This window comes from Faecalibacterium sp. 3 (assembly GCF_048323735.1).
GTDB classification, from domain to species: Bacteria; Bacillota; Clostridia; order Oscillospirales; family Ruminococcaceae; genus Faecalibacterium; species Faecalibacterium wellingii.
Window position 1 is genome coordinate 518,718 of the sequence record NZ_JBLWFN010000001.1, and the last position, 19,091, is coordinate 537,808.

Here is a 19,091-nt window from a genome sequence, read left to right on the forward strand (position 1 = left end):
ACTTGTAAGCCATCAATGAGCCACCAGCCGCAAGTGCAGGGTGGAAAACTTCCGCGCCCTTGCGCCTGATAAAAATTGGAACTTTGATTTTCTCGCCCGACTTTGCCACGGTGGGACGATCAAAGGAGCGTGCGTTTGAACAAAAAGAAAAAGTCCACAAACACTTCCCCCTACCCCGATGAAGTCATTGACCGTCTAGCACGGGCGTTCTACCCGGCCATCCTTGCCTGCTGGAACAGCGAGGAAGGCCAGCGGGAGTTTGCCGCATGGCAGGCGGAACAGGCTCATCACACTACCAGCAAAGAGAAACAGAGCGTTCCCGACTGCTGGGTATCCGTAAAACAGTTTTCGAAAAATGACACGGCAACTGCCTGTCAGGATTGGTTACGGAGTACCCGGCTAGGCCGAGGAAGCATCAAGTCCCATGTCCGCACCGTTAAGGTGTTGGGTATGGGGCTTTTTGCATTTCAGGAACGTATACACCTCTGGAAAGGTGTAACACACTAGACTTTGTACCAAAGTCGTGTGCCAAGGGTGCTGCGCCCCTTTGGAATCCCTGCTCACATCGCCTGTGGGCGATGTGGATTCGCCGGACAGAAAGCTCTCACAAAGGTGCACCGGGCTGTCTGCGGCGAGGAAAAGGCACTTCTGCGGAAGTGTAATAACCCACTATGACGCTTTCAGCCCTGCGGTCTGCAAAGTGTAGTGGGCTCTCCGAGGGGGAAACGGCTATATAGGGTGCGCTTCGGGCAAATCGCTGCGTACGTGCGTACCAATCTCTCGTACGCACGTACGCAGTAAAACGGCTAAAATCTCCTATATAGGGGTGTTCTTCTGGAAATCAATATGATATACTCAACTTAACCAACCATCAACTAATAGGAGGCGGTAATATTATGGGAAAAACTTTTGTGTGTAGCTTATGCCATAATGGAATCATTGGCGGTGGTTTGTACATTGATGAACAGAGCATTACATATTCAACTCAAAAGCTCACAGTCAGTCCACTGTATCGCAACCTTGTATTACCCATGAACGAGATAAGGGAGCTTTCATGGAGTCAGATGGTCGTTCCTGTTGCAGCAATTTCCATGAAAGATGGAGAATGTTATAAATTTATCATATATAACAAATCAGGATTTGAAAAGGCATATAAGCAATATAGCAACCACCAAGAATGAAATCACCTAGCAGGGTTTGGGGCAGGCACGCCCCAACAAGAAGCTGTCCCAAAGGGGCAGGAATTTTTCAAGAATTGAAAATTTGTGGCCACGGGACGATTCTTGCTCTCACGAAAACCCATACTTTTTGAAAAAATGCTTTCCGCAACCAAAGGAGGATGCACCATGAAAAAAGAAATCGAAGCCTTTGTCAACGCAGCCAACGAGCAGGAGTTGGAAGCCGCATGGAATAACCTCTCGGCAGAGGAACAGCGAGTTTTCGAGCAGCTCATGGAGGAAGAACCACCCGAAGATGCACTGGCATTTTTCGCACAGCTGTATGATGATGCCCCGAAAGAGCAGACCAGCGAGACTGTGAACATCTCCGAAAATGAAATCTATTTCAAGCGGAAGCCCTTGACCGGAGAGCAGAAGAGACACAGCTCTTATGTGGACGAGAACGGCAACCTCCATGTCAAGAACCTGTCCGCTTTCTGGATTCCAGAACTGACCACCACGGAGAAAGTCGGTCACACCACCTACACCGTGACCGGCAGCTATGAGGGCAAGGAGTCCTTTTTGAAGAAGCTGGAGCGCATTGTTGCCAAGAACGCCCAGCAAAAATTTGAAGATGAGGGTGCAGACGAATGACAACTGCGTCCAATTCTGCTATACTTGACCCGGTAACCAATCCTGTACCGACAGTTGCTCCACAGAGTAAGGAGGACACAACAATGTCTGGAGCAACGAATAAAATCACCGCACTTTACTGCCGACTGTCGCAAGAGGACGCACGGCTCGGCGAAAGCCTGTCCATTGAGAACCAGAAGGCTATTCTTCTGGAATACGCTAAGAAGAATCACTTTCCGAACCCGGTGTTCTTTGTGGACGATGGATATTCCGGCACGAACTACGACCGCCCCGGCTTTCAGAGTATGCTGGTCGAGATTGAAGCGGGGCGTGTAGGAATCGTTATCACGAAGGATTTGTCCCGACTGGGACGCAATTCTGCCTTGACAGGTCTGTACACAAACTTCACTTTTCCCCAGTATGGCGTTCGCTACATTGCCATTAACGACAACTACGACACCATTGACCCGAACAGCGTAAACAACGATTTTGCGGGCATTAAGAACTGGTTCAACGAGTTTTACGCCCGTGATACCAGCCGCAAGATTCGGGCTGTTCAGAAGGCCAAGGGAGAGCGTGGAGTACCGCTGACGGTCAATGTGCCGTACGGCTATGTGAAAGACCCGGAGAACCTGAAACATTGGCTTGTTGATCCAGAAGCGGCTGCAATCGTGAAGCGCATCTTCTCCATGTGCATGGAAGGCCGTGGCCCGACCCAAATTGCAAACCAACTGTGGGTGGACAAAGTTCTGACTCCCACCGCCTATAAGTTGAGCCATGGCCTGAGTACGAACTCACCCGCCCCGGAAGACCCTTATCGCTGGGATAAAAGAGCAGTAAGTTCGATTCTGGAACGCCTGGAGTACACTGGCTGCACAGTCAACTTTAAGACCTATACTAACTCTATCTGGGATAAAAAGAGACATCTGAATCCCGTGGAAAATCAGGCTATCTTCCCGGATACACATGAGCGCATTATTGACGATGATGTGTTTGAAAAGGTTCGGGAGATTCGTAGCCAGCGTCACCGCATGACCCGGACAGGCAAGAGCAGCATTTTCTCCGGTATGGTCTACTGCGCTGACTGCGGTTCCAAGATGCAATATGGTTCGTCCAATCACAGGGACTTCAGTCAAGACTTCTTTGATTGCTCTCTGCACAAGAAGAACGGGAGCAAGTGCAAGGGACACTTCATCCGGGTAAAGGTTTTGGAGGGCCGTGTGCTAAGCCATGTTCAGCGGGTGACGGACTACATCCTCTGTCATGAGGACTACTTCCGCAAGGTCATGGAGGAGCAGCTTCGGGTGGAAAGCACCGAAAAGCTGACTGTCCTGAAGAAGCAGCTTGCCCGGAATGAGAAGCGGATCGCAGACCTCAAACGGCTGTTCATGAAGATTTACGAGGACAATGTTAACGGAAAGCTTAGCGATGACCGCTTCGACATGATGAGTCAGAGCTACGATGCCGAACAGAAGCAGCTGGAAGAGGAAGTTCTCTCCATCCAGCAGGAAATTGAAGTACAGGAACAGCAGATCGAGAATATTGAAAAGTTCGTCCAGAAAGCGCACAAGTACGTTCATATTGAAGAACTCACCCCTTATGCTCTCCGTGAACTGGTGTCGGCCATCTATGTGGATGCCCCGGATAAGTCCAGCGGAAAGCGGGTGCAGCACATCCATATCAAGTACGATGGGCTGGGGTACATCCCTCTGGATGAACTGGAAGCAAAAGAAAAGGCGTGACCGAAGTCACGCCAAATCTTCCCCATTTCGGGAGCTTTTGCAAATACTGTTTTATGGGAACTCTGCTACGGGGAACGCCCTGTTGTACATATCGCTATCGTATGTGGTCTTTGGCAGGGTGCGTCCGCAGGGCGCACCCTGTTTTTTGTTTTGCCCTTAATCTTCTAACCCATGGCTCCCGGTTACGTTTTTCAAATATTCCTCCGGGTCGCCATTCAGAATCAAATCCGCATAGCCCAGCGGGTCATTGTAGATGAGATAATCCAACTCCGACCTCTGCGCCATGGTCACGTCCAATTCATCCTCGACCCCAGTGCAGTCAATGGAGATCATTCTCCCATCCCGGAGCAGCAGCTCCACGCAGCCGGTATCCATGTTGAACTTGCAGGCTCTTTCATCGTACTTCATGTTTGTGTCCTTTCTGCCTTACGGCACTCTTACAGTGGTCTGTCGTGCTTTCTTATGATAAGGTCCAGGACGCTTTTCGATGGAAGCAAGGGATTCATTCTGTTTTCCAAAGAACACAAAAAATCCGAACCCTTCTCCTATCGGAAAAAAGTTCGGATTTTGTTGATGTGGTGCACCTCCAGGGACTCGAACCCTGGGCCCACTGATTAAGAGAGCAAGCCGCCGGTTCGTCTCAATTTATGGAAGTTTCGAGTTATCGTTATTTTTAATCAAGGCAACGTGATTTTTCACCTGGTAATTTCTGCACTCTTTGTCGGATTTTGCAGCGAAAAGTACCCTTTGCACGTTTTGAAACCGTGCAAAATCCGTGCAGAAACCGTGCACTTACTCTCTGACAAACAAAATCGACCTATCCCCCATCGACTTGACGGCATTGGTTTGAGTGGCCGCACACCAAAAATCAAGTCTAGGAGGACACTACTATGATGAAACTACTTTCCTGCCGCTACAATATGGACACCAACCGGGTGGAAGCCCGGTTTGAGGATGGCACTGTCCTTTCCCTTGACTGCATCGCCATTGAGGACGAGTACGGCAACACCCCGGCACAGCGGGCAGAACTGGATTGGCTGCTCTACAATAAGCCATTGGAGTACGCCCAGCTTGTGCTGAGTGGTGAGATTGAACACTACCTTTCACTTGGCTGCGACCATGGCAGACTGGAAGATTGACCTTTAATTAAAATATCCAAGGCAAAACAACAGCCCTCTACTTGCAGTCGTTGCAAATAGAGGGCTCATGATTAGTTAGTAGTTCAACCTATTATGGTAACCATCTGAAAATACTGATACTGGTATTCATCTTCTAATACCGCCTGCATTTCTTCCATGTATAGCGGGTCTTTCAACAGTTTGGGATGAAATGCTCGCTCTCTCCAGAGTCGGACTCCAATTTCGGGAAAAAAATATTCCGTTCCCAGTTGCAAGTCCTTTTCGTTGCAAATAACGTTGTCCTTTTTCATTAAGCTATCAATAATACACTCGGCGGCTGTATTAAACATATCCATCCCGAACAATTTTATTGATGCCACTTTAGACAAATCACGCTGGATGCCGATTTCAGCAGCTTTTCCGTTCCGATACTGCACAAGAAAGAACGAATCATTATCCATATATCGTCCGGTTATCAAATTAGGGTCATCGGTTTCCGCACAACATTCCATTTGCATTGCTTCATCAGAAGAATTCGACCACTGTTTCTTCATTTGTAGAAGAGCATTTTCTAATTCATCTGATGTCATGCCTAATTTTAATTGTCCAATTCCAATATGTGGTTCAATAATTATCTCTTTCATAACAAAACCTTATACCAAAAAGTGAGCCATACAAATGCAGCAGTTGCACATATCATCAGAACCAGTAGTATCGTACTTGCAAGTTTTTTCTCAATGGAAACTTTCTGATTTTCGCACAAGACAATTTGCTGAAGATTGTGAAATTCGGCTTCGCTGACATTTCCATTTAACGCTTTCCATGTATTGCGGCGTTCTGTAACCAGCAAGAAATCAGACAGCATTTCCATAAAAATGACAGCGAAAAATGCCAAAGAAAGAAACACATACTGCTCCATTGGCTTGCCGTCAAAGTATCTCGGAGTGCTGCCGGTTTCAAGGACTGTACCGCAATGACATAAAGTACGGTACTTTGTTCACAGTTGTTCTCCTTAATCTGCTGGCACCTATACACCGTTATTCCCATCATGTCTAAAAGCGAATTGATTTTGCAATTTCCAATGCCTGGCTTTCCGACACAGAACTTGCTTCAAGTTCAATTGCAACAAAGCATTCTTTCTCGTTATCATAAGCGAGAACGCCTAAATTGTTTACTGGTTCTGAATTTGCACCATCTTGAAAAATTACCGTTGTAAGTGCAGTCGTTCCGCGTTCCGTGGTTTGTATCACATCGTATTTATTATCCGTGTCAAACCTGTAAACCGATCCTAGCCGAAGTGCAGAGTAAACAATCTGCACGGAATCTCTATCACCTTCATATGGTTCATAGGTACTGTATCCAACCGCGCCAACCAACACATGATTTTTGTCATAAATATCATATACTGGATAAGACGGATTCAGGCTTGCAAGAGCAAGTGGTTTATTTTCAGCACGTTGCGTTTGTTCTCTCTTTTGAATTTTCCACCCTTGCGGAAGTTCGATTGAAATAACACTGCTCGCTTGTCCTAATTCTTCAGTTTGAAATTCAATTTGCCGATTTGGTTTCTCCTTGTTTTCAGCTTGTTCTCCTAAAATATCTGATGCGATTTGTCCATATTCTTTATCAGTAGTGATGGATTCCAGATACTGATAAAGCGTATTTCTTTCTTCATCCGATCCTCTATAGGGAAGCTCTGTTTTTATGCCGGATAAAACAAGCTGCTGAAAGTCTTTATCATTCATCAGTTTGTCATATTTCAACACATACAGTGTGTCTTGAGGGAATTTGATAAGACGATTTGTCAACACCGAAAAGCAATCTTCTGTATACCCACCATCCGATTCTTTAAGCTTTTGCAGTACTTGGCTTGTGCTGGCATTTTCAAGATTAGATAAAAATTCCTGCTCGCTTGTCACCGATGTCGATATAGGAGAGTTCATAGAAGTTGAAGAGGATACTTTTGTTGAGCAAGCTGACAATCCTATGATTGTCGCAACCGAAATTGCAATGAAGCTCCTTTTCATATAGAACATACACCTCCCGTTTGTTTCCATCAGAAGCTTTTACTTAGACAACGCAGCAACCAACACATTTGTTGCAGGATTTTCCAAATTTGTTTACTTAAACAAAAATCCATCCTCACATTTGTGCTCATCTGAACTTTGAGCATTATTTCCACAGCCAATCAATGTAAGTACCAGCGCAAGGCAAAGAACTATTATAGCCCTCTTTTTCATACGGTTTCCTCCTTCTATGTTTTTTCTTCACATTTATCGGACTTTTCCACAGTTTTTGCAAAAAAGTTCAGAAGAAGCATTTAATGTTCCGCAGTCCGGGCAATACCATCTTCCGTCTGGCATCGGTTCAACAGGCGAGGGCGTTTGGTGTGCTTTTGCTGGAGTTTGAACGGGTGATGCAGTAAACAGCGGCGCAATATTCACATCTCTACGGCCAACACCAGCAAGGCTTCTAAAATCCAACGATTTAACTTCTTGTGCCAATGTCCGTTTTGGTTCAATATACTGACCGCACCGTTGGCAATATCGAACACCCAACTTGTTTTCATAACCACAATTTTTACAAGTCATCAAAGCTCCCTCCTTGCTTTTTGTTTAGATAACGAAATTTAAGCCTGATTTATTTCGTTTGTCCACAAAATTTTTCAAAATCGTATAGCTGCACATAAATTTCCAGAAAACTTGTAGCACAATCACGATTTTTTCTTTTTATTCAAAGAAACCACCACGGCAGTTCCAGCCACAAATTATCCATGACCTGTTCCTCCGTCTTTTTTGCGCGGCCTTTTGTCAGGTGAAAGTATATCGCCGTGCCGATCAGCGGATGTTCCTCGCCATCGGTGAAGCCATAGCGGTACAGCAGATAGGTCTGCTCCCGTTGGGTCAGCCGTTTCAGGCCATCGTACAGTTCCCGGCGCGATTCCTGCTCTTCCATAATACTCTGCGGCTGCATGGCATAAGGGTCGGCTATGGCTTCGATACGCCGCAGCTGCTCTTCTCCCGGCAGAACCTCATCCAGCGAAACGCGCTGGTAGCAGACGCCGTCCTTGTCTTCCGTCACCATCCGCTGCTCAAAAGCGGCAAAGGCATCCCGCACCATGTCCATCATGGCGTTGCGGATGGCCGGAGCTGCGTAGGTCAGGAACTTCATGCCGCGCGCCGCATCGAACTTCGGCACAGCTTTCCATAAGCCCAGATTGCCCGCTTGTTTCAAATCGTTCGTGTCAAGGTTCAGGCCAGACTGTGCCAGATTCATGCTGCGGAAGAGGTCATTTGCCACCTTGCCAATAAAGGACTTGTTGTTTTCAATCAGGCTGTCCAGTGCGGCGGCATCGCCTTTCTGTGCCAGCGCACAAAGCCGTTCATTCGTCTGCTTCATGGGCGTTTTCCTGCTCTGCGGCAGACTGCAAGATTTCCAGCAGACCGTTCCGCAGCTGTTCCAGTGCTTCCGGCGTAGCTCCCTCCATGCCCGAAACACTGTCCAACATTGCATCCGTCAGCTGCTCTGCCGTAATCGTTGGGTGCTGCACATCCTGCCCCTTGGTCAGTTCATTGAACATCTTCTCGGCCACTTTCTTGCTCATGGCTTCCTGTTCGGCGTAATGGCTCCCGATGCCCTTTTTGATTTCCTTGACCGCTGCCATGAAGTACATCTCAATGTCATCAAGGTCACCTTGGTATACTGGCTTTCTCCGAAGGCTGATGTCCTTTGCGGCTTTGGCTGCTTCCGGGGTCTTGACCTTCGTGCGAAGCAGATTGCTCAGGGTGGAAAGCATGGCATTCTGTGCTGCGATACCAGACGCAAAAGTATCATCAAAATACTGCGATATGCGGTAAGTAAGTTCTGCGAAGCGAGCGTTTTCCAGCAGCAGGTTGACCACCTCCGCATTGATGCGCCCTGTGTAGAGGTTCTTTGCGGCTTCTACGGACAAGCCCAGTTCGGCAATGTCGTAATTTTTGCGGTCGGGGATGTTGGTTTCTCCCAGCAGGAAATCCGTGGACACTTTGAACAGCCTTGCAATCTTTAGCACCTGCTCATGGGTCAGGGTTCCTTTCGCACCACTAATAAAACGGCTGATGGTGCTCTTGGAGCAGCCGATCTCCTTGGCGAGTTCTGGTTGGCTGATGTTGTGCTCTTTCATCAAGTCCGCAAGACGGATGTTGGATGGTGCGGGCAGATATTCCTGTGCCATGTGGTCGGCCCTCCTTTTTGAGCTTTTTCCTCATTATAATACGCTCTTCCGTTTTGTTCAATATACGGTTTCCTCTCCGCCCTTGCTGTTGCAATCCTGCAACCGGTAAGGGCTTTTTTCTTTTTCCGTTGCAGTTCTGCCGCTTTTTCGCCTTTCCTGCAAAATTTTCCGTATATTCAGGCAGGAAGCAAAAAACACCAGAGTTCCCACGCTAGGGACTCTGGTGCAGTACATAACATCGCCCTGCCCGGTGGCCGCAGGGTGCGGGGCTTTGTGGGCATCGAGCCGCTTGTCCACCCCTGTCCATAAAAAGTGCATTTTTTCACGGAAGAAGTTCGTACAACCTGTACGGTCTGTACTTGTACGCACCCGTACGGCAAATCGAGATAAATTAAGGCGTGTTATCGTTTATATTTCGGGTTTCCGTACACCGTACGAACCGTACAGGTTATTTGAACTCCGTACGCGATTTTTTCGGATGCGTACGGAGCAATCAAGTTCGCATTGTGCGAACTTGATTGTAACTCTCCCGCAGGAGACGTTCCCCCTCGGAGAGCCCACTACACTTTGCAGACCATAGGGATGAAAGTGTCATAGTGGGTTATTACACTTCCGAAGAAGTGCATCTTCGTTCCCCGTCACCTCTCGATGAACCCCGAAAGGAGGGATGCCCTTTGGCAAGAAATGATGGTATTGACCGCACCAGTGTCCGAAATCTCGCCGTTTCAGACAAAGCCGTTGACAACACCCAGCAGCACAACGAGCGCGAAAAGGACAGCTACCGGAACCCCGACATCATCCCCCAGCGCACTGCATGGAACGTCCACTTCAAAAAGCCAACCGCCAGCTACACCGACCTGTTCTCCCAACTGGAAACCGCTGGCACGATTTCAACGCGCGGCCTGAAGCCGGATGCCACCCATTATTGCGAGCTTGTCTTTGATGTCAACTCTGCCTATTTTGACAACCACGGCGGCTATGAGTTCGCCAAGCAGTTCTATGAGGATGCCTACAAAGCTGCTGTGCAAATCGTGGGTGGTGAGCAGTATATCCTCTCGGCAGTCATGCACGCCGATGAGGTCAACCGTGCCATGACCGAAGCATTAGGCCGGGAGGTCTACCACTACCACCTCCATGTGGTCTATGTGCCCGTGGTTGAAAAGCAGATCCTCTGGTCGAAACGCTGCAAGGACAAGGCGTTGGTCGGCACAGTCAAGGAGACCGTCATGCAGGTCAGCCGAAGCAAGAAGTGGGCATCCAAGCCCCTGCTGGACGATGCCGGAAAGCCTGTGCTGCAAAAGAACGGCAAACCAGTCCTGAAGAAGTCGTACAGCGTCCTGCAAGACGATTTCTTCAACTATATGCGCAATGCCGGGTATACGGATGTAGAGCGCGGTGAACGCGGCAGCACCGAAGAACACTTGACTGTCACCCAGTTTAAAGTCCAGAGGGAGCAGGAACGGCTGGACGCCCTGACTGCTCAAGCCAACCAGCAGGCGCAGTCGCTTGCTAAAACCTGCCAAACCCTCTCCAAAAAGGAGAAAGAGCTTGCCGCCGTTCAGAAAAAGGCCACGCTCACGAAAGAAGCCCTCATTCATGCGCGTGATCTGGATTATATTGGCAAGCGCACCTTTCTCGGCAACTACTCGCTGACCGAGGAAGAATTCTCCAAGCTGAAAAAGCAGGCTGACCACGGCTATATGATGGACGTGGAGAACCGCCGCCTGAAAGAAGAACTTTCCACGGCCAAGAAGGAAGCAGCCCATTGGGGTCAAAAGTATCATGAACTCTGGTACGAGGTGAAGCCCTATCTGGATGCCCTCCACCGTGCGCCGGAACTGGTGCGCGGCTTTCTGGAAAAGATTCTTGCCCCCAAGCAGGAGCGCACCATGAATGTGCAGCAACGAAACCACAGGCGTAGGCAGGATGTAGAACTTTAATCTGAATTTTTAGATGATATGACAATATAAGGAGCAATGCTTATGGATTTTGACCGTAATTCTATGAACGTCCCTGTGCAATCTTCCGATTATACGAAAAAGTTCTTGCAAAAGGACTTGAATCCCACTACAATGGAGGTGGTCACTCAAACCAATGCCGTCAAGTCTCCGACTGACAGCCCGGAAACCACGAAGCTGGTGTACACGGTGAACGATATTGCACGAATGCTGGCCATCAGCCTGCGCTCTGCTTACAACCTGTGCAACAGCACCACCGAATTCCGTGTCCTACGGGTAGGCGGAAGCATCCGTGTACCGAAAGACAGTTTCGATGCGTGGCTCTACCGGGCAGCTTGATAAGGAGGCAAACAGTATGGCATATATTACGAAGCGCGGCAACTCTTACAGCGTCCGATACACCTACGAAGATGAACACGGCAAGAGCTGCGACAAATGGGAAAGTTTTCCCACAAAAGAGGAGGCAACGAACCGAAAGAAGCAAATCGAGCATGAACTGGCAGCTGGCACATTCCTGATTCCGTCCTCTGTGACGGTAGCAGAGTTCCTCATGGATTGGCTGCCCAAGCAGTGCAGCAAGCACAAGTGGGCCCCCAAAACCTACGAATCCAATCTTTCCACCATTCAGAACCTTATTATCCCCTATATCGGCAGCATGGAGATGCAGAAACTCAAGCCCTACCACATGGAAAACCTCTATACGACCCTGAGCAAAACGCCCTGCGGTTCGTATATCGAGGGAAAGAAGCAGGAATTGACCGAAAAGCAGAAACAGCGGTTCCTTTCCGGCACGACGATCCATGAGGTGCATCGGCTGCTGGGCACAGCGTTCCAGTACGCCGTGGAATGGGGCATTCTTGTCAAAAGTCCTGTTCCCGTGGACAGCCCCAAGAAGTCCACGCAGGAGCGCTCCATCTGGACGGTAGAGGAAATGCGGGCGGCTCTGGACAGCATGGATGACCCTATCCTGCATCTGGCAGTCCACCTCACACTGGTGGGCGCACTGCGAGAGGGCGAGATCGTAGGTCTGACCCCAGAGGATATTGACTTTGACGCTGCGGACGGCATCGGAACATTCCGTATCAACAAATCCATGCAGCGAGTGCGTAAAGAAGCCCTGAATCAGGTAGACGACGGCTGCATCATCAAGGTATTCCCGGACAAGCTGGAACGCAGCACCACTTCTCTCATCCTGAAAAGCACCAAAACGGCGTCCTCCTGCCGTACCATCTTCATGACCTCTGCTCTGAAAGAGGAACTGAAGAAGTGGCTGAATCAGCTGGCGGCAGACGAGATGAAAAATCCGGCACGCTACCATGACAGCGGAATGCTGTTCCGTCTGCCCAACGGTCTGGCTGTGGAGCCTGTGCTGATTCGCAAAAAGTTCCTCAAATGGCAGGATGCACACCCGGAGTTCCCTCGTATTGTGTTCCACGGTCTGCGGCATTCCAGTGCGACTTATCAGCTGATGATCTCCGGCGGCGATGTGAAGGCCGTTCAGGGAACCACTGGACACGCTACGGCAGATATGCTGGTGAACACCTACGCCCATATCCAGCAGTCCTCTCGTGTTGAACTGGGGAAGAAGTTCGAGGAAGGGTTCTATGCTAAGTCCGAAAGCCCCAGCCCACAGGCTGTACCCGCCGCAGGCGAACCGACCATCTCTATGACTGCTCTGCTGGAACTTCTGAAGAACGCAGACCCCGAAGTAAAGGCGCAGCTCCGTCTGGCTCTTCTGACCTGATGCAAAATTTACCACGCATTTCAAAGCAATTCCAGCCCATGCAGAGGATTCCCACGAAAAAGCCGACCGTGCAAAAACCGTGCATTGACCGTGCAAGCCCCGAATTTTCGGGGTTACATAACGAAAAAGAGCGTCAAATCTTACGATTCAACGCTCTTTTATTGGTGCACCTCCAGGGACTCGAACCCTGGGCCCACTGATTAAGAGTCAGTTGCTCTACCAACTGAGCTAGAGGTGCATATGATGACCCGTACCGGAATCGAACCGATGTTAAAGGCGTGAGAGGCCTCTGTCTTAACCGCTTGACCAACGGGCCATATAAAAGTCGGCGACTACCTATTTTCACGCGCCGTTTCCAGCGAACTATCTTCGGCACAAGTGAGCTTAACTTCTGTGTTCGGAATGGGAACAGGTGGAACCTCACCGTCATTGACACCGACCGATCTGACTGGTTCAGTATACCATAACTGGTCTACTTTGTCCAGTGTTTCTTAGAAGGACGTGCCTTCAAAACTGAATAATCACTGCTAGCATTTTTTCGTTGACTCTTGAGAGTCTCAAGCGAATTGTGGTCAAGCCCTCGACCTATTAGTACACGCTTGCTGAATGGATTGCTCCACTTACACATCGTGCCTATCAACCTTGTAGTCTTCAAGGGGTCTTACTTGTTTGAAACAATGGGATATCTTATCTTTGGGTCGGCTTCACGCTTAGATGCTTTCAGCGTTTATCCGATCCGTACATAGTTGCCCAGCTATGCTCTTGGCAGAACAACTGGTGCGCCAGAGGTACGTCCGCTCCGGTCCTCTCGTACTAGGAACAGCTCCCATCAAATATCCTGCGCCCACGACAGATAGGGACCGAACTGTCTCACGACGTTCTGAACCCAGCTCGCGTACCGCTTTAATTGGCGAACAGCCAAACCCTTGGGACCGAATACAGCCCCAGGATGCGATGAGCCGACATCGAGGTGCCAAACCTCCCCGTCGATGTGGACTCTTGGGGGAGATCAGCCTGTTATCCCCAGGGTAACTTTTATCCGTTGAGCGATGGCATTTCCACTCACATACCACCGGATCACTAACTCCAACTTTCGTTACTGCTCGACCCGTCAGTCTCGCAGTTAGGCTCGCTTCTGCGTTTGCACTCTTTTGCTTGATTTCCGTTCAAGCTGAGCGAACCTTTGAACGCCTCCGTTACTCTTTAGGAGGCGACCGCCCCAGTCAAACTGCCCACCTAACAATGTCCCCCGCCTTGATTCAAAGGCGCAGGTTAGAATTCCAATATCGCAAGGATGGTATCCCAACGGCCTCTCCACAAGCGCCAAAGCACCTGCTTCCCAGAGTCCCATCTATCCTGTGCATGCAACATCGAAACCCAATATTAGGCTACAGTAAAGCTCCATGGGGTCTTTCCGTCTTGTCGCGGGTAACCGGCATCTTCACCGGTACTACAATTTCGCCGGGCGGGCTGTTGAGACAGTGCCCAAATCATTACGCCTTTCATGCGGGTCAGAACTTACCTGACAAGGAATTTCGCTACCTTAGGACCGTTATAGTTACGGCCGCCGTTCACTGGGGCTTCGATTCAATGCTTGCACATCTCCTCTTAACCTTCCAGCACCGGGCAGGCGTCAGCTCGTATACGTCATCTTTCGATTTAGCACAAACCTGTGTTTTTGGTAAACAGTTGCTTGGGCCGATTCTCTGCGGCTGCATTGCTGCAGCACCCCTTCTCCCGAAGTTACGGGGTCAATTTGCCGAGTTCCTTAACAACCCTTCTCCCGTTGGCCTTAGAATCTTCTTCCTACCTACCTGTGTCGGTTTGCGGTACGGGCACCGCAGAAATACACACAGCTTTTCTCGCCATCTTCCATCCCGGACTTCGGTACTAATTTCCCTCGATCGCTACCGGAACCAACACCCGGCTCCGAGACTTCATATGTGTCCCTGTGTTTAACTCTTTTGGTGGTGACGGAATCTCTACCGTCTGTGCATCGGCTACGCCGTTAGGCCTCACCTTAGCTCCCGACTGACCTGGAGCGGACGAACCTTCCTCCAGAAACCTGAGGCTTTCGGCCATGCAGATTCTCACTGCATTCGCGCTACTCATTCCGGCATTCTCACTTCTATACACTCCACAGCCGCTTACGCTACTGTTTCACCGCGTATACAACGCTCCCCTACCCAATACATTGCTGTATTGCCTAAGCTTCGGTGTCAGGTTTAGCCCCGTTAAATTCTCCGCGCAAAGACGCTCGACCAGTGAGCTATTACGCACTCTTTGAATGAGTGGCTGCTTCTGAGCCAACATCCTGGTTGTCTGCGTATCTTCACATCGTTTTCCACTTAACCTGACTTTGGGACCTTAGCTGTAGATCTGGGCTGTTTCCCTTTTGACAATGACATTTATCTGACACTGTCTGACTCCCAAGCATCAATACTCTGGCATTCTGAGTTTGATAAGCTTCGCTAACCTCTCGGCCGCTAGGCTATTCAGTGCTTTACCTCCAGGTATCTAACTTGAGGCTAGTCCTAAAACTATTTCGGGGAGAACCAGCTATCTCCGGGTTCGATTGGAATTTCTCCGCTACCCACAGTTCATCCGCCGCCTTTTCAACGGAGGTCGGTTCGGTCCTCCATGGAATTTTACTTCCACTTCAACCTGACCATGGGTAGGTCACCCGGTTTCGGGCCCATTATATGCAACTTAACGCCCTTTTCAAACTCGCTTTCGCTTCGGCTCCAGACCTTAAGTCCTTAACCTTGCTGCATACAATCGCTCGCCGGACCGTTCTACAAAAAGTACCCTATCACGCTTTGACGCGCTCTAGGTGCTTGTAGGCACAGGGTTTCAGGTTCTTTTTCACTCCCCTCCCGGGGTGCTTTTCACCTTTCCTTCACAGTACTATACGCTATCGGTCACTGGGTAGTATTTAGGGTTGGAGGGTGGTCCCCCCGTATTCCGACCAGGTTTCACGTGTCTGGCCGTACTCTGGATCCTGCGCAGCTCTCTCCGTTTTCACCTACGTGGTTCTCACACTCTCTGACCGGCCTTCCCATGCCGTTCGGTTAACAGATTAAGTCCTAAAAGCAGTCCGTACCCCGAAAGTATTTCTACTCTCGGTTTGCCCTCTTCCGCGTTCGCTCGCCACTACTTACGGAATCTCGTTTGATGTCTCTTCCTCGCCCTACTTAGATGTTTCAGTTCAGGCGGTTCCCTCGATATACCTATTTTGAAGTTCAGTATAACGTACCTGAGTATGAACCCAGGTGAGTTTCCTCATTCAGAAATCTCCGGATCAATGCTTATTTGCAGCTCCCCGAAGCTTATCGCAGCTTATCACGTCTTTCATCGGCTCCCAGTGCCAAGGCATTCGCCCTGCGCCCTTGTTCGCTTGACCTTTCAAACGTTCTTTTAAGAACATTTGGTATCCTCTTGATTCTCTCTTGCCAACGAAGATTATTGTTACCCTTCCTTTTGAAATTGCAATATTTCTTAAAAAAGAACTTACTATAATCTTTGTTTCGCAGTTATTATTCAGTTTTCAAGGTACGTCTTGGTGATGTTGCTCAAAGCCCGGTCTCCCGGTACTTTGATTTCCATCACATGGTGGGCCAAAATGGACTCGAACCATCGACCTCACGATTATCAGTCGTGTGCTCTAGCCAGCTGAGCTATTGGCCCATGTGGTGGAGATTAAGGGAATCGAACCCTTGACCCCCTGCTTGCAAAGCAGGTGCTCTCCCAGCTGAGCTAAACCCCCACATTAGGAATTGAGTTCCCTTTTCAGGGCCCTCAAAATCGAACAATATCTACTCTACTCGTTTGTTACCTGTCCGAAAGATCTCCATCTTTGATGTCGCTCTTTCGCCTGACTCCTTAGAAAGGAGGTGATCCAGCCGCAGGTTCTCCTACGGCTACCTTGTTACGACTTCACCCCAATCACCAGTTTTACCTTCGGCGGCGTCCTCCTTGCGGTTAGACTACCGACTTCGGGTCCCCCCGGCTCTCATGGTGTGACGGGCGGTGTGTACAAGGCCCGGGAACGTATTCACCGTGGCATGCTGATTCACGATTACTAGCAATTCCGACTTCGTGCAGGCGAGTTGCAGCCTGCAGTCCGAACTGGGACGTTGTTTCTGAGTTTTGCTCCACCTCGCGGTCTTGCTTCTCTTTGTTTAACGCCATTGTAGTACGTGTGTAGCCCAAGTCATAAAGGGCATGATGATTTGACGTCATCCCCACCTTCCTCCGTTTTGTCAACGGCAGTCTGGCCAGAGTCCTCTTGCGTAGTAACTGACCATAAGGGTTGCGCTCGTTGCGGGACTTAACCCAACATCTCACGACACGAGCTGACGACAACCATGCACCACCTGTCTCCTTGCTCCGAAGAGAATACATATTTCTATGTCTGTCAAGGGATGTCAAGACTTGGTAAGGTTCTTCGCGTTGCGTCGAATTAAACCACATACTCCACTGCTTGTGCGGGCCCCCGTCAATTCCTTTGAGTTTCAACCTTGCGGTCGTACTCCCCAGGTGGATTACTTATTGTGTTAACTGCGGCACTGAAGGGGTCAATCCTCCAACACCTAGTAATCATCGTTTACGGTGTGGACTACCAGGGTATCTAATCCTGTTTGCTACCCACACTTTCGAGCCTCAGCGTCAGTTGGTGCCCAGTAGGCCGCCTTCGCCACTGGTGTTCCTCCCGATATCTACGCATTCCACCGCTACACCGGGAATTCCGCCTACCTCTGCACTACTCAAGAAAAACAGTTTTGAAAGCAGTTTATGGGTTGAGCCCATAGATTTCACTTCCAACTTGTCTTCCCGCCTGCGCTCCCTTTACACCCAGTAATTCCGGACAACGCTTGTGACCTACGTTTTACCGCGGCTGCTGGCACGTAGTTAGCCGTCACTTCCTTGTTGGGTACCGTCATTATCTTCCCCAACAACAGGAGTTTACAATCCGAAGACCTTCTTCCTCCACGCGGCGTCGCTGCATCAGGGTTTCCCCCATTGTGCAATATTCCCCACTGCTGCCTCCCGTAGGAGTCTGGGCCGTGTCTCAGTCCCAATGTGGCCGTTCAACCTCTCAGTCCGGCTACCGATCGTCGCCTTGGTGGGCCATTACCTCACCAACCAGCTAATCGGACGCGAGGCCATCTCAAAGCGGATTGCTCCTTTTCCCTCTGGTCGATGCCGACCCGTGGGCTTATGCGGTATTAGCAGTCGTTTCCAACTGTTGTCCCCCTCTTTGAGGCAGGTTCCTCACGCGTTACTCACCCGTTCGCCACTCGCTCGAGAAAGCAAGCTCTCTCTCGCTCGTTCGACTTGCATGTGTTAGGCGCGCCGCCAGCGTTCGTCCTGAGCCAGGATCAAACTCTTTATAAATGATATTTATCACTTAAAAAGTGTTAAATCTTGTTCGCTCAGCACGCAATCGCTTGCGTCCTGTGTGAATTACTTTTGGAATTGTTTTAAGTGTTTTTCCAAACACATAAAGGTTCCTTACAAGTTTTTCGATATTGTTCAATTTTCAAGGTCCTGTGCGCCTCAGCCTTGCGGCTGATAGCTTATTTATTTTATCACTTTCGTGATAAGTTGTCAAGCACTTTTTTGAATTATTTTTGAGTTTCTTGTCGAAGCTCATCGATTCTTCACGTTAGGACGTCTGTTCTGAACTGTTTCATTCTGTCGGACGTCCGCCTGACAGTAATGTATTTTAGCACAGCCCTTTACAAAAAGCAAGCTTTTTCTTCATATTTTTTTGAAAAATCCGGCTTTTTACATTTTGCCCAGTTTTTTCCTTTCAATCTGGAAATTATGACACCTAATCTTCCAAAAGGCGGCGCCGGAGCAGGGATAATATCCTGCGTTCCCGCCGGGAGATCTGCACCTGCGTGGTATGCAGCACCTTCGCGGTCTCGCTCTGGGTCTTATTGCCATAAAAGCGCAGCCGGATCAGCTGCTGGTCCTGTTCCGGCAGAGCCCTGAGCACCTCTTCCAGACTGATACGCTCGGCCAGTGCTTCTTCCGGAGAATCCACCGGGATATCCAGCTGCCGGTCTCCATCCTCTGTATTTTCCGGGGTCAGGCTCATGGCAGGCTGTGCCGCCTGAATGGCAAGGGTGATGTTCTCCACCGGTTCATCCAGTTCTTCTGCCAGCTGTGAGAGAGTTGGTTCTGTGCCGCAGAGCTTCATATGATGTTCCCGTGCCGCCTGCACCCGCATGCCAAGCTCCTTGAGAGACCGGCTCACCTTGACGGTGCCGCCGTCCCGGAACAGCTTTTTGATCTCGCCCAGGATCACCGGCACCGCATAGGTGGAAAAGCAGACGCCGCGGTTTTCGTCGAAGTGATCGCAGGCTTTGACAAGACCCATGCATCCGGCACTGTACAGATCATCGTATTCCATGCCGCGCCCACGGAAGCGCCCCGCGCAGGCGTGTACCAGTCCAAGGTTCTGTTCAATGAATGCGTCCCTCCGGGTCTTATCGGATACCATGCTTCTGCCCGCCTT

The 19,091-nt window shown here is 49.7% G+C and carries 16 protein-coding genes, 4 tRNA genes and 3 rRNA genes; 8 read left to right on the plus strand and 15 right to left on the minus strand.

Annotation, left to right across the window (positions count from 1 at the left end):
• Nucleotides 1–129 precede the first annotated feature (129 nt).
• The 4 genes from ACNSPV_RS02355 to ACNSPV_RS02370 all read left to right on the plus strand — a co-directional run bounded on the left by ACNSPV_RS02355 (nucleotide 130) and on the right by ACNSPV_RS02370 (nucleotide 3,532).
• Nucleotides 130–507 carry a hypothetical protein gene (locus ACNSPV_RS02355; protein WP_242651888.1) on the plus strand — a complete coding sequence of 126 codons (378 nt, stop codon included), beginning with the start codon at nucleotides 130–132 and terminating at the stop codon, nucleotides 505–507.
• Nucleotides 508–896: 389 nt separating this feature from the next.
• Nucleotides 897–1,181, plus strand: a complete 285-nt coding sequence (locus ACNSPV_RS02360) for a hypothetical protein (RefSeq protein ID WP_348584739.1) — start codon at nucleotides 897–899, stop codon at nucleotides 1,179–1,181.
• A gap of 165 nt (nucleotides 1,182–1,346) precedes the next feature.
• Nucleotides 1,347–1,811 carry a hypothetical protein gene (locus ACNSPV_RS02365; protein ID WP_348584738.1) on the plus strand — a complete coding sequence of 155 codons (465 nt, stop codon included), beginning with the start codon at nucleotides 1,347–1,349 and terminating at the stop codon, nucleotides 1,809–1,811.
• Complete coding sequence (locus tag ACNSPV_RS02370) at nucleotides 1,808–3,532, plus strand: recombinase family protein (protein WP_120020449.1); 1,725 nt, start codon at nucleotides 1,808–1,810, stop codon at nucleotides 3,530–3,532. Before ACNSPV_RS02365 ends, ACNSPV_RS02370 begins: the two co-directional genes overlap by 4 nt.
• A 156-nt stretch (nucleotides 3,533–3,688) precedes the next feature.
• On the opposite strand, the gene ACNSPV_RS02375 is transcribed toward ACNSPV_RS02370, so the two are convergent.
• Nucleotides 3,689–3,940: a DUF6061 family protein gene (locus ACNSPV_RS02375; protein ID WP_348584737.1), complete on the minus strand. Its 252-nt coding sequence runs from the start codon at nucleotides 3,938–3,940 to the stop codon at nucleotides 3,689–3,691.
• A gap of 482 nt (nucleotides 3,941–4,422) precedes the next feature.
• Here ACNSPV_RS02375 and ACNSPV_RS02380 point away from each other — a divergent pair, with 482 nt between their 5' ends.
• Nucleotides 4,423–4,671 (plus strand): DUF6061 family protein, encoded by a 249-nt coding sequence (locus ACNSPV_RS02380; RefSeq protein WP_097783552.1) that lies wholly within the window; start codon nucleotides 4,423–4,425, stop codon nucleotides 4,669–4,671.
• 83 nt (nucleotides 4,672–4,754) lie between these two features.
• On the opposite strand, the gene ACNSPV_RS02385 is transcribed toward ACNSPV_RS02380, so the two are convergent.
• The 6 genes from ACNSPV_RS02385 to ACNSPV_RS02410 form a co-directional block, all read right to left on the minus strand.
• The gene (locus tag ACNSPV_RS02385) at nucleotides 4,755–5,294 is read right to left on the minus strand and encodes a hypothetical protein (protein ID WP_112091226.1); all 540 of its coding nucleotides are present in this window, start codon (nucleotides 5,292–5,294) and stop codon (nucleotides 4,755–4,757) included.
• The gene (locus tag ACNSPV_RS02390; protein WP_242699431.1) at nucleotides 5,291–5,569 is read right to left on the minus strand and encodes a hypothetical protein; all 279 of its coding nucleotides are present in this window, start codon (nucleotides 5,567–5,569) and stop codon (nucleotides 5,291–5,293) included. The genes ACNSPV_RS02385 and ACNSPV_RS02390 overlap by 4 nt, the downstream gene beginning before the upstream one ends.
• 133 nt (nucleotides 5,570–5,702) lie before the next feature.
• Nucleotides 5,703–6,686 carry a hypothetical protein gene (locus ACNSPV_RS02395; RefSeq protein WP_242699430.1) on the minus strand — a complete coding sequence of 328 codons (984 nt, stop codon included), beginning with the start codon at nucleotides 6,684–6,686 and terminating at the stop codon, nucleotides 5,703–5,705.
• Nucleotides 6,687–6,923: 237 nt separating this feature from the next.
• Nucleotides 6,924–7,241: a zinc-ribbon domain-containing protein gene (locus tag ACNSPV_RS02400; RefSeq protein WP_348584064.1), complete on the minus strand. Its 318-nt coding sequence runs from the start codon at nucleotides 7,239–7,241 to the stop codon at nucleotides 6,924–6,926.
• A gap of 142 nt (nucleotides 7,242–7,383) precedes the next feature.
• Nucleotides 7,384–8,049, minus strand: coding sequence for a sigma-70 family RNA polymerase sigma factor (locus ACNSPV_RS02405; protein WP_207697964.1), 666 nt, complete (start codon nucleotides 8,047–8,049; stop codon nucleotides 7,384–7,386).
• On the minus strand, nucleotides 8,033–8,863 hold the full coding sequence (locus ACNSPV_RS02410) for a helix-turn-helix domain-containing protein (protein ID WP_207697963.1): 831 nt from the start codon (nucleotides 8,861–8,863) through the stop codon (nucleotides 8,033–8,035). Before ACNSPV_RS02410 ends, ACNSPV_RS02405 begins: the two co-directional genes overlap by 17 nt.
• Nucleotides 8,864–9,537: 674 nt before the next feature.
• Here ACNSPV_RS02410 and ACNSPV_RS02415 point away from each other — a divergent pair.
• From ACNSPV_RS02415 to ACNSPV_RS02425, 3 genes are read left to right on the plus strand one after another with little or no spacing between them, the layout of a single operon-like run.
• Complete coding sequence (locus ACNSPV_RS02415; protein ID WP_348584066.1) at nucleotides 9,538–10,803, plus strand: plasmid recombination protein; 1,266 nt, start codon at nucleotides 9,538–9,540, stop codon at nucleotides 10,801–10,803.
• 42 nt (nucleotides 10,804–10,845) lie between these two features.
• Nucleotides 10,846–11,160: a helix-turn-helix domain-containing protein gene (locus ACNSPV_RS02420; protein WP_370866644.1), complete on the plus strand. Its 315-nt coding sequence runs from the start codon at nucleotides 10,846–10,848 to the stop codon at nucleotides 11,158–11,160.
• A 16-nt stretch (nucleotides 11,161–11,176) separates the two neighbouring features.
• Complete coding sequence (locus ACNSPV_RS02425; RefSeq protein ID WP_418268250.1) at nucleotides 11,177–12,565, plus strand: site-specific integrase; 1,389 nt, start codon at nucleotides 11,177–11,179, stop codon at nucleotides 12,563–12,565.
• A gap of 162 nt (nucleotides 12,566–12,727) precedes the next feature.
• Here ACNSPV_RS02425 and ACNSPV_RS02430 read toward each other — a convergent pair.
• The 8 genes from ACNSPV_RS02430 to ACNSPV_RS02465 all read right to left on the minus strand — a co-directional run bounded on the left by ACNSPV_RS02430 (nucleotide 12,728) and on the right by ACNSPV_RS02465 (nucleotide 19,076).
• Nucleotides 12,728–12,803: transfer RNA gene (locus ACNSPV_RS02430), tRNA-Lys, on the minus strand.
• A gap of 6 nt (nucleotides 12,804–12,809) precedes the next feature.
• A tRNA-Glu gene (locus tag ACNSPV_RS02435) sits at nucleotides 12,810–12,881 on the minus strand.
• Between the two features lie 7 nt (nucleotides 12,882–12,888).
• Nucleotides 12,889–13,005 (minus strand): 5S ribosomal RNA (gene rrf / locus ACNSPV_RS02440).
• Nucleotides 13,006–13,133: 128 nt separating this feature from the next.
• Nucleotides 13,134–15,968, minus strand: a 23S ribosomal RNA gene (locus ACNSPV_RS02445).
• Between the two features lie 207 nt (nucleotides 15,969–16,175).
• Nucleotides 16,176–16,252 (minus strand) — tRNA-Ile (locus ACNSPV_RS02450).
• A gap of 3 nt (nucleotides 16,253–16,255) precedes the next feature.
• A tRNA-Ala gene (locus ACNSPV_RS02455) sits at nucleotides 16,256–16,331 on the minus strand.
• A 120-nt stretch (nucleotides 16,332–16,451) separates the two neighbouring features.
• A 16S ribosomal RNA gene (locus ACNSPV_RS02460) occupies nucleotides 16,452–17,962 on the minus strand.
• Together the 16S, 23S and 5S rRNA genes with 4 tRNA genes alongside form the textbook arrangement of a ribosomal RNA operon.
• Nucleotides 17,963–18,401: 439 nt before the next feature.
• Entirely contained in the window at nucleotides 18,402–19,076 is a 675-nt protein-coding gene (locus ACNSPV_RS02465; protein ID WP_249238206.1) for a sigma-70 family RNA polymerase sigma factor, read from the minus strand.
• Nucleotides 19,077–19,091 lie beyond the last annotated feature (15 nt).